Genomic DNA, 8,376 nt, shown 5'->3' with positions numbered 1-8,376 from the left:
CGAACCCCACCCACCCGCCGTCCGGACCCGTCCGGCCCGCCCGTCGTGGCGGCCGCACGAGGTGGCTGGTCGCCTCGGCGATCGGCGTGGTCGCGATCGGGTCGGGTGTCGGGGCGGTCCTGTGGCTCACCTCCGGGCCCACGGTGACCACCTACACCGCGGCCGAGTGCGCCGAGCCGGGCAGCGTGGACGCGCAGGGTTTCACCGGGTGCCTGCGCCAGCTCGCGGGAACGTTGCCGGAGGGTGCGGACTGCGAGCCGGGCACGGGAACCGGGCCCGCGGCCGCCGCGGTCGACGAGTCGGAACTCGGCGCGAGCGTGACCTGCTCCGCCCCGGGACTGCCGGGTGCGCAGATCACGTATCTGCACGGCCGTGCCGACGACGCGGTCGAGCGGTCCACCCAGACCCTGCTGACCCGCACGGGTGGCCTCGAACAGGTCCGCGCGAACTGGCGGGGCAACGCGCTGGACGGCAGTTACGCCGCGACGTCGGGGAGGACCGCGTCGGTGCTGGTGTTCACCGTGCCGGACCGGCCGGTGGCCGGTTTCGTGTACCAGCTCGACGTCGACGGGGACGGGGAGCCGACCTCGCCCGACGAGATGGCCGACTACTTCGAGCGCACCGTGCAGCCCGGGGAGTGACCGGCCCCCGCCCGGCAACCGGGCGGGCCGGCCGTCACTTCCGCCGGTTGTTGCGCACCGTGATGATCAGAACGATCAGCGCGGACACCACCACGGCGATCGAGGCGAGCCGCAGAGCCAGTGAGCCCAGCTCGGACGCTTCCTGTGCGAGCAGCATGCCCTCACCGTACGGCGGGGGCGGGGACCCCGCCGCAGCCGGACTACCCTGGAGCCGATGCGGATCACGGTTTTCCGGCGGCTGATGGCCGAGGAGTTCGGGGCCGCGCGGGCCGAGACGCTGTCCGTCGACCACGTCCTCAGCGGCCTCGGCGGGCGCACGATCGAGCGGGCCCTGGACGAGGGTGTCTCCCCGAAGGAGATCTGGCGTCAGGTGTGCGCGGAGTTCGACATCCCCGCCGAACGGCGCTGACCGGCCCCGCCACGTGGCCGACCGTTCCCCGCCACGCGCTCCGCGGGACGGGAGGTGGGCGGAGAGAAGCGCGAGAGCTTACCATGCCGGTGTGTCGATTCGACGTCGAACAGGTGTTCGGCTAGGGTGGTTGTCCACAGGCAGCCGTCGGTCCACAAGGTGGCGGTCGCGGCGTCGAAACTGTCGGACGGGCCCCGTACCGTCGGACCCGACACCACGGCCTCCCGGGGTGACGCCACACGGTCGTCCGGCCGCTTCCGGGTACCGGAGGGGCGGGCCGGGGACGGCAGCCAACCAGCCAGCAGTCAATGAGGTGGATTTCCATGCCAGCAGCGCCGGACAAGGGCAAGGCACTCGATCTCGCCATCGCGCAGATCGACAAACAGTTCGGCAAGGGCTCGGTGATGCGGCTCGGCGAGGACACCCGACCGCCGGTCGAGGCCATCCCGACCGGGGCCATCGCGCTGGACATCTCCCTCGGCGTGGGCGGACTGCCGAAGGGCCGTGTGGTCGAGGTGTACGGGCCGGAGTCCTCCGGTAAGACGACGGTCGCCCTGCACGCCGTCGCCAACGCGCAGAAGGACGGGGGCATCGCGGCGTTCATCGACGCCGAGCACGCCCTGGACCCGGAGTACGCGAAGGTGCTCGGCGTGGACACCGACGCCCTGCTGGTCTCCCAGCCGGACACCGGGGAACAGGCGCTGGAGATCGCGGACATGTTGATCCGCTCCGGCGCCCTGGACGTCGTCGTGATCGACTCGGTCGCCGCGCTGGTGCCCCGCGCCGAGATCGAGGGCGAGATGGGCGACTCGCACGTCGGGTTGCAGGCCCGCCTGATGAGCCAGGCACTCCGCAAGATCACCGGCGCACTGCACAATTCCGGAACCACCGCCATCTTCATCAACCAACTTCGCGAAAAAGTCGGGGTCATGTTCGGGTGTTTCAACTACTCCACGCGGGTGACCCTGGCCGACGGGAGTCAGGAGAAGATCGGGAAGATCGTCAACCAGAAACTCCCGGTCGAGGTCCTCTCGTACGATCCGGAGGCGGACCGCGTCGTTCCGCGCAAGGTCGTCGACTGGTTCGACAACGGGCCGGCGGAGGAATTCCTCCAGTTCACGGTGGAGAAGTCCGGAGGGAACGGCCGCGCCCAGTTCGCCGCCACGGAGAACCACCTCGTCCGGACGCCCGGCGGGTGGCGGCACGCGGGTGAGCTGACCCCGGGCGACCGGGTGATGGCGAACGAGAAGGAAGTCCTGTCGGAACAACAGTGGCAGCTGGTGCTCGGGTCCCTGATGGGCGACGGAAGCATCTCCCCGAATCGGCGTGACCGTTCGGGCGTGCGGTTCCGGATGGGGCACGGTGCGCAGCAGACGGAATACCTCGACTGGAAGGTGTCGCTGCTGGGCAATGTTTCCTGCACGAGGTCCACGAACGACAAGGGCGCCTCGTTCGCGGACTTCACGCCACTTCCGGAGTTGGCCGAGATCCGTCGCGCGGTCTACTTCGGTGACGGCAGGAAGCATCTCTCCTGGGATTACCTGAAGGCGCTGACGCCGCTGGCGCTCGCGGTCTGGTACCTGGACGACGGCAGTTTCACGATGCGCTCGAAGGGTGCGCAGCAACGCACCGAGGGGGGAAGCGGCCGGATCGAGATCTGCGTCGAGGCGATGGGAACCGACACCAGGACCCGGCTGCTCAACCACCTCCGGGACAGCTACGACCTCGACGTCCAGCTCGGTTACCGCGGCGCGCGCGGGGTGGCGGTCCTGCGCTTCTCGACGGCGGCGACCGAGCGGTTCCAGGAGATGATCGCCCCGTACGTGCCGGCGTCGATGGAGTACAAGCTGCTGCCCCGGTTGCGGGGGCGGTGCTCCGTTCGGCCGGAGTTCGCCGAGCCGCGGATGCGGCCGACGCCCGCCCGGGTCCTCGACATCCACACGAAGCCGGCGACCCGGTCGATGCACCGCTTCGACATCGAGGTCGAGGGGAACCACAACTATTTCGTCGACGGGGTCATGGTGCACAACAGCCCCGAGACGACGACCGGTGGGAAGGCGCTGAAGTTCTACGCCTCGGTGCGGCTGGACGTGCGTCGGATCGAGACGCTGAAGGACGGCGGTGAGCCGGTCGGCAACCGCACCCGGGTGAAGGTGGTCAAGAACAAGGTCGCGCCGCCGTTCAAGCAGGCCGAGTTCGACATCCTCTACGGCGTCGGGATCTCCCGCGAGGGTTCGCTGATCGACATGGGGGTGGATCAGGGCATCGTGCGCAAGTCCGGCGCCTGGTACACCTACGAGGGCGACCAGCTCGGTCAGGGCAAGGAGAACGCGCGCCGGTTCCTCCGGGACAACCCGGACGTCGCGAACGAGATCGAGAAGCGCATCAAGGAGAAGCTGGGCGTCGGCGTCAAGGCCGAGGCCGAGTCGACGGACGAGCCGGCGTCGGCCGAGTTCTAGGGACCGGCCGCTCATGGCGCAGTCGATGGCGGATCTGCCGCCGGAGGAGGCGCGGCGCAAGGCCAGGGAGGTCTGTTTCGACCTCCTAGCCGCCCGCCCCCGCACCCGGGAGGAACTGCGGCAGGCGCTGGCGCGGAAGGGCTGTGACGAGGAGATCGCCGGGAGCCTGCTCGCCAAGTTGGACGATGCCGGGCTGGTGGACGACGCGGCGTTCGCCGAGACGTGGGTGCGGTCGCGGCACACCCACAAGGGCCTGGGCCGCCGCGCCCTGGTGGCCGAACTGAAACGCAAGGGTGTGGACGCCGAGGTCGCCGCCGAGGCGGCGAACGAGATCGACGAGGAGTCGGAGGAGCAGCGCGCACGGGAACTGGTCCGCAAGAAGCTGCGCACGATGACCGGTGTGGACGAGCAGAAGGCCACCCGCCGCCTGCTCGCCATGCTGGCCCGCAAGGGCTACCCGGAGGGCCTGTCCCACTCGGTCGTCCGCACCGAACTCACCGACCCCTGACCGCGAGTCGACACCCCCTGCCCGCGAGTCGACACCTCGTGCAGGCGAGTTAACACCTCGTGCCCACGAGTCGTCACCTCACTCCCATGGGTTGACGCCCCATGCCGGCGAGTCGACATTTCGCGCCCACGGGTCCACAGCTGGCGCGGACGGATCGACACCTCGTGCGGACCGACCCTCCTGCGTTCCCGCGCCGCACCACCGGGCCTCACCAGGAGCTTCGCGATCCCGGTGCCGGCTCGAAGTCCTGAAACGTCAACTCGCAGGGCCGGAACGTCAACTCGCAGTCATGGGATGTCGACTCGCGGTCCTGGGATGTCGACTCGCGGTCCTGGGACGTCAACTCGCGGTCCTGGAACGGCGACTCGCGGGGGGTGGGTGGGTCAGTCGGGGAGGGGGACCGGGATGGGGGTGCCGTCGGGGGCCAGGCGGCTGGTGCGGAGCACGGTGCCCACCGGTTCCCGGACCCACCAGGCGCCGGTCTCGCGGCGTTCGGTGCGGGTGGTGAAGCGGTAGTGGAACAGCCGGGCGCGGAGGAACCGCGGTGGTTCGCCGTCGAAGGGGTCGTGCCGCAGCAGGCGGCGGACGGTGGGGTCGCCGTCGAGGAGCCGGGTCGCCAGTGCGGGCAGCCACCGGCCCCCGTAGCGGGAGGACAGCGAGGCGAACCACAGCATCCAGTCCAGTCGGAGGTGGTAGGGCGCGATCTGCGGCGGCCTCCGGTACGGGTCGCCCGGCTTGCCCTTGAACTCGTACTCCCGCCAGACCGTGTCGTCGCCGAGGTGGGCGTCGGCGGTGCCCTCGATGATCACCTCGTAGCGGTCCCGGGTGACGCTGCCGAACGCCCCGTAGGAGTTGACCAGGTGCCACCGGTTGTAGGTGGTGTTCATGACCTGTCCCCGGCCGATCAGGTTGCGCACGGGCCAGTAGCTCAGCACCACGACGAGCGCGGTCACCGCGAGGACCACCGCGCCGTACCAGAGCGGCGGGTCGGCGGGGGGTTCCGGCGGTGCCCACGGCCACAGCCGCCCGTCGATGACGGGGACCGCGAGAGCCATCGTCAGCACGTTCAGCCACGCGAAGTTCCCGCTGAGCACCAGCCAGCCCTGGGTGACGAGGACGAGGCAGGCCGCCACGGTCGCCGCGGGCTGCGGTGCGAACAGGACGAACGGCACGACGAGCTGCGCGACGTGGTTCGCCAGCACCTCCGCCCGGTGTGCCCAGCCCGGTGCGTGGTGGAAGTACCAGCTCAACGGGCCGGGCATGGGCTGTGTCTCGTGGTGGTAGTGCAGGCACGTGAGGTCCCGCCAGCACCGGTCACCGCGGAGTTTGATCAGCCCCGCGCCGAACTCCACGCGGAACAGCAACCACACCAGCAGCAGCAGGATCGGCAGCGGCACGGCGGTGTGCGCGGGACCGAGGAAGATCGCGAGGAACCCGGCCTCCAGCAGCAGCGATTCCCAGCCGAACGAGTACCAGGCCTGGCCCACGTTGACGATCGAGAGGTAGAGCACCCACGGCACCGCCCACAGCAGCAGCGCTGCCCACACCGGGACCCGGTCGGCCGCACCGAGCAGCAACGCCGCCGACACCGCGATCCCGGTCCCGGCGACGACGGCGAAGAACCGGTCGCTGTAGTGCCAGTGGAACAGGCTGGGTGCCTCGCGGGCGGAGACCCGGCGGAGGAACTCGGGGATGGGCAGCAGGCCGCGCCGGCCGAGCAGCGCCCGGAACTGGTTCGCCGCGCACACGAAGGCCACCACGTAGATCGCGGCCAGCAGCTTCTGGAACAGCAGACGGGACGCCCAGTACCCGTCGGCGGTGAACCAGTCCCAGTGCACCGGACGTTCTCCCCTCCCGTTCGCGGTGGTCCACACGACGAGCCACCCGGTGATCCCCGTGGTGATCCACGCCGCGTCCCCCGCCGGGCCGGTCGGTGTGGCCGGTTCAGGTGGTCGGCGTGGTGGCCTCCCGTGCCAGTGTCTCAATCCTGCCGAGATCACGGGCGGCGATCGCGTCCGCCGGGGTGAGCCAGGTGCCGCCGACACAGTCGACGTTGGGCAGTGCCAGGTACCGCGCGGCGTTGTCCGGGGTGATCCCTCCGGTGGGACAGAACCGGAGGTCCGGCAACGGTCCGGCGAAGGCCGACAGTGCCGCGGCGCCGCCGCTCGCCTCGGCCGGGAAGAACTTCAGCGTGTCGAGCCCCCGCTCGGCCGCCCGCAGCGCCTCGGAGACCGTGGCCACCCCGGGCAGGACGGGTAGCCCGGTGGCGACGGCCGCGTCCAGCAACGTGTCGGTCTGACCCGGGGTCACCAGGAACGTCGCACCGGCGTGTGCGGCACGGTCGGCCTGGTCCGGACGGGTGACGGTTCCCGCACCCACGACGAGGTCCGGCACCTCGAGCCGGATCCGCGTGATCGCCTCCAGCGCGGCGGGGGTCCGCAGGGTCACTTCCATGACGCCGACCCCGCCCGCCAGCAGGGCGCGTGCGGTGGCCACGGCGGCGTCGGCGTCGTCCAGCACCACCACCGGCAGGACCGGGGACAGGCCGAGCAGCGTCCGGGCGTCGAGCGTGGGGGATCCGTCCCGGTTCACGCCGTCCTCCTCTCCGTGCCGTTCCCCGCGGCGCTCGGGACCGCCGCGGGGGTGAACACACTCGCCCCCTGTTCGGGCGCGCCGACGGAGCGGCGCAGGGCGCGGAACAGTTCCCGGCCCGTGCCGACCCACGTGTGTTCGTCCGGCGGGTCGGAGGGGGTGCGGGCGGCGAGGGTGGCCGGGTCCACGTGCAGGTCCAGCCGTCCGGCGTCGGCATCGAGGTGGACGAGGTCCCCGTCGGCCACGCGCGCCAGGGGCCCGTCGGCGGCTTCCGGGCTGAGGTGGATCGCCGCCGGGACCTTGCCGGAGGCGCCGGACATGCGCCCGTCGGTGACGAGTGCGACGCGGTGTCCCCGGTCCATCAGGGAGCCGAGTGCGGGGATCAGGCCGTGCAGTTCCGGCATCCCGCGGGCGCGGGCCCCGTGGTGCGGCAGTACCACCACGACGTCGCGGTCCAGCTCGCCCGCGCGGTAGGCGTCGTCGAACTCCGCCTGCGTGGCGAACACCCGTGCCGGTGCCCGCACGACGCGGTGTTCGGGGGCGACGGCGGAGACCTTGACGACGGCGCGGCCGAGGTTGCCGTCCACCACCCGCAGACCGCCTTCCGGTGCGAACGGCCGGTGCGGGGGCCGGAGCACGTCCTCGTCGAGGCTGCGGGGCTCGACCTCGCGCCAGGTGAGCCTGCCGTCGTCGAGGACGGGTTCGGACCGGTAGCGGTGCAGACCGTCCCCGGCCACGGTCCGCACGTCCGGGTGCAGCAGCCCGGCGTCGAGCAGGGAACCGACGAGGACCTGGACACCGCCCGCGGCGTGGAAGTGGTTGATGTCGGCGCTGCCGTTCGGGTAGACGCTGGCCACGAGCGGCACGACCGCCGAGAGGTCGGCGAAGTCGTCCCAGGTCAGTTCGATGCCCGCGGCCGCGGCGACGGCCACCAGGTGCAGCGTGTGGTTGGGCGACCCGCCGGTGGCCAGCAGCGCGACGAGGCCGTTGACGACGGCGCGCTCGTCGATGACCTCGGCGAGCGGGGTGTATTCGTCGCCCCGCGAGATCTCCACGGCCCGGCGGGCGGCCTCCTCGGTCAGCGCGTCCCGCAGCTCGGTGCCGGGGTGCACGAAGCTCGATCCCGGCAGGTGCAGGCCCATCACCTCGACCACGAGCTGGTTCGAGTTGGCGGTGCCGTAGAAGGTGCAGGTTCCGGGGGAGTGGTAGGAGGCGGCCTCGGCGTCGAGCAGGTCGGCACGGGTGGCCCGGCCCTCGGCGTAGTCCTGCCGGACGCGGGCCTTCTCCCGGTTGGGCAGGCCCGAGGTCATCGGCCCCGCGGGGACGAGGACGGCGGGCAGGTGCCCGAACGACAGCGCACCGAGGAGCAGCCCGGGCACGATCTTGTCGCACACACCGAGCAGCAGCGCGGCGTCGAACATCTCGTGGGACAGCGCGACGCCGGTGGCCATGGCGATCACGTCCCGGCTGAACAGGGACAGTTCCATCCCGGTGCGGCCCTGGGTGATGCCGTCGCACATCGCGGGCACACCGCCGGCGAACTGCGCCACACCCCCGGCCTCCCGGGTGGCCTGCTTGATCCGTTCGGGGAACGTGCCGAGCGGTTGGTGCGCGGACAGCAGGTCGTTGTACGCGGACACGATCGCCACTCCCGGCTTGCGCAACCCCCGCAGTGCCGTGCGGTCGGTGCCGGAGCAGGCGGCGAAGCCGTGCGCGAGGTTGCTGCAGCCCAGGCCCGCCCGGGCGGGCCCCTCCGCCGCGGCGGCG

At 71.5% G+C, this 8,376-nt stretch carries 7 protein-coding genes and 3 pseudogenes; 6 read left to right on the top strand and 4 right to left on the bottom strand.

The window, feature by feature from the left end; translation table 11 throughout:
* Nucleotides 1–641, top strand: a pseudogene (locus ACTIR_RS0112795) (Hsp70 family protein); the annotation flags it as partial.
* A gap of 34 nt (nt 642–675) precedes the next feature.
* Here ACTIR_RS0112795 and ACTIR_RS27695 read toward each other — a convergent pair.
* Complete coding sequence (locus tag ACTIR_RS27695; protein ID WP_007024191.1) at nt 676–798, bottom strand: hypothetical protein; 123 nt, start codon at nt 796–798, stop codon at nt 676–678.
* Between the two features lie 57 nt (nt 799–855).
* Here ACTIR_RS27695 and ACTIR_RS0112785 point away from each other — a divergent pair, with 57 nt between their 5' ends.
* The 5 genes and pseudogenes from ACTIR_RS0112785 to ACTIR_RS0112775 all read left to right on the top strand — a co-directional run bounded on the left by ACTIR_RS0112785 (nt 856) and on the right by ACTIR_RS0112775 (nt 4,017).
* On the top strand, nt 856–1,050 hold the full coding sequence (locus tag ACTIR_RS0112785) for a DUF3046 domain-containing protein (protein WP_026454585.1): 195 nt from the start codon (nt 856–858) through the stop codon (nt 1,048–1,050).
* 323 nt (nt 1,051–1,373) lie between these two features.
* A pseudogene (gene recA, locus ACTIR_RS27770) lies at nt 1,374–1,988 on the top strand (recombinase RecA); the annotation flags it as partial.
* Nucleotides 1,980–2,840, top strand: a pseudogene (locus ACTIR_RS27765) (LAGLIDADG endonuclease); the annotation flags it as partial. The pseudogenes recA and ACTIR_RS27765, both read left to right, overlap by 9 nt.
* A gap of 171 nt (nt 2,841–3,011) precedes the next feature.
* Nucleotides 3,012–3,509 (top strand): hypothetical protein, encoded by a 498-nt coding sequence (locus ACTIR_RS27760; RefSeq protein WP_411431329.1) that lies wholly within the window; start codon nt 3,012–3,014, stop codon nt 3,507–3,509.
* A 13-nt stretch (nt 3,510–3,522) separates the two neighbouring features.
* Entirely contained in the window at nt 3,523–4,017 is a 495-nt protein-coding gene (locus tag ACTIR_RS0112775) for a regulatory protein RecX (RefSeq protein ID WP_007024188.1), read from the top strand.
* A gap of 383 nt (nt 4,018–4,400) precedes the next feature.
* Here the strand turns inward: ACTIR_RS0112775 and ACTIR_RS0112770 are convergent, their stop codons facing one another.
* The 3 genes from ACTIR_RS0112770 to edd form a co-directional block, all read right to left on the bottom strand.
* Nucleotides 4,401–5,855: a lipase maturation factor family protein gene (locus ACTIR_RS0112770; RefSeq protein ID WP_026454583.1), complete on the bottom strand. Its 1,455-nt coding sequence runs from the start codon at nt 5,853–5,855 to the stop codon at nt 4,401–4,403.
* 106 nt (nt 5,856–5,961) lie between these two features.
* A complete protein-coding gene (gene eda, locus ACTIR_RS0112765) occupies nt 5,962–6,609 on the bottom strand; it encodes a bifunctional 4-hydroxy-2-oxoglutarate aldolase/2-dehydro-3-deoxy-phosphogluconate aldolase (protein WP_026454582.1) in 648 nt (215 codons plus the stop codon).
* The coding region (gene edd / locus ACTIR_RS23130) for a phosphogluconate dehydratase (protein ID WP_034239736.1) at nt 6,606–8,376 on the bottom strand (1,771 nt) is incomplete at its 5' end. The genes edd and eda, both read right to left, overlap by 4 nt.

Source organism: Saccharomonospora iraqiensis subsp. iraqiensis (assembly GCF_000430445.1).
GTDB classification, from domain to species: domain Bacteria; phylum Actinomycetota; class Actinomycetes; order Mycobacteriales; family Pseudonocardiaceae; genus Saccharomonospora; species Saccharomonospora iraqiensis.
The sequence above is the reverse complement of the archived record's forward strand: the minus strand, read 5'-3'. Positions and strand labels throughout refer to the sequence as shown.

Bases quoted from the DNA above. Each gene is read 5' to 3' on its own strand.
- ACTIR_RS27695 (WP_007024191.1), bottom strand. From the start codon at position 798: ATGCTGCTCGCACAGGAAGCGTCCGAGCTGGGCTCACTGGCTCTGCGG.
- ACTIR_RS0112785 (WP_026454585.1), top strand. From the start codon at position 856: ATGCGGATCACGGTTTTCCGGCGGCTGATGGCCGAGGAGTTCGGGGCC.
- ACTIR_RS0112775 (WP_007024188.1), top strand. From the start codon at position 3,523: ATGGCGCAGTCGATGGCGGATCTGCCGCCGGAGGAGGCGCGGCGCAAG.
- ACTIR_RS27760 (WP_411431329.1), top strand. From the start codon at position 3,012: ATGCACCGCTTCGACATCGAGGTCGAGGGGAACCACAACTATTTCGTC.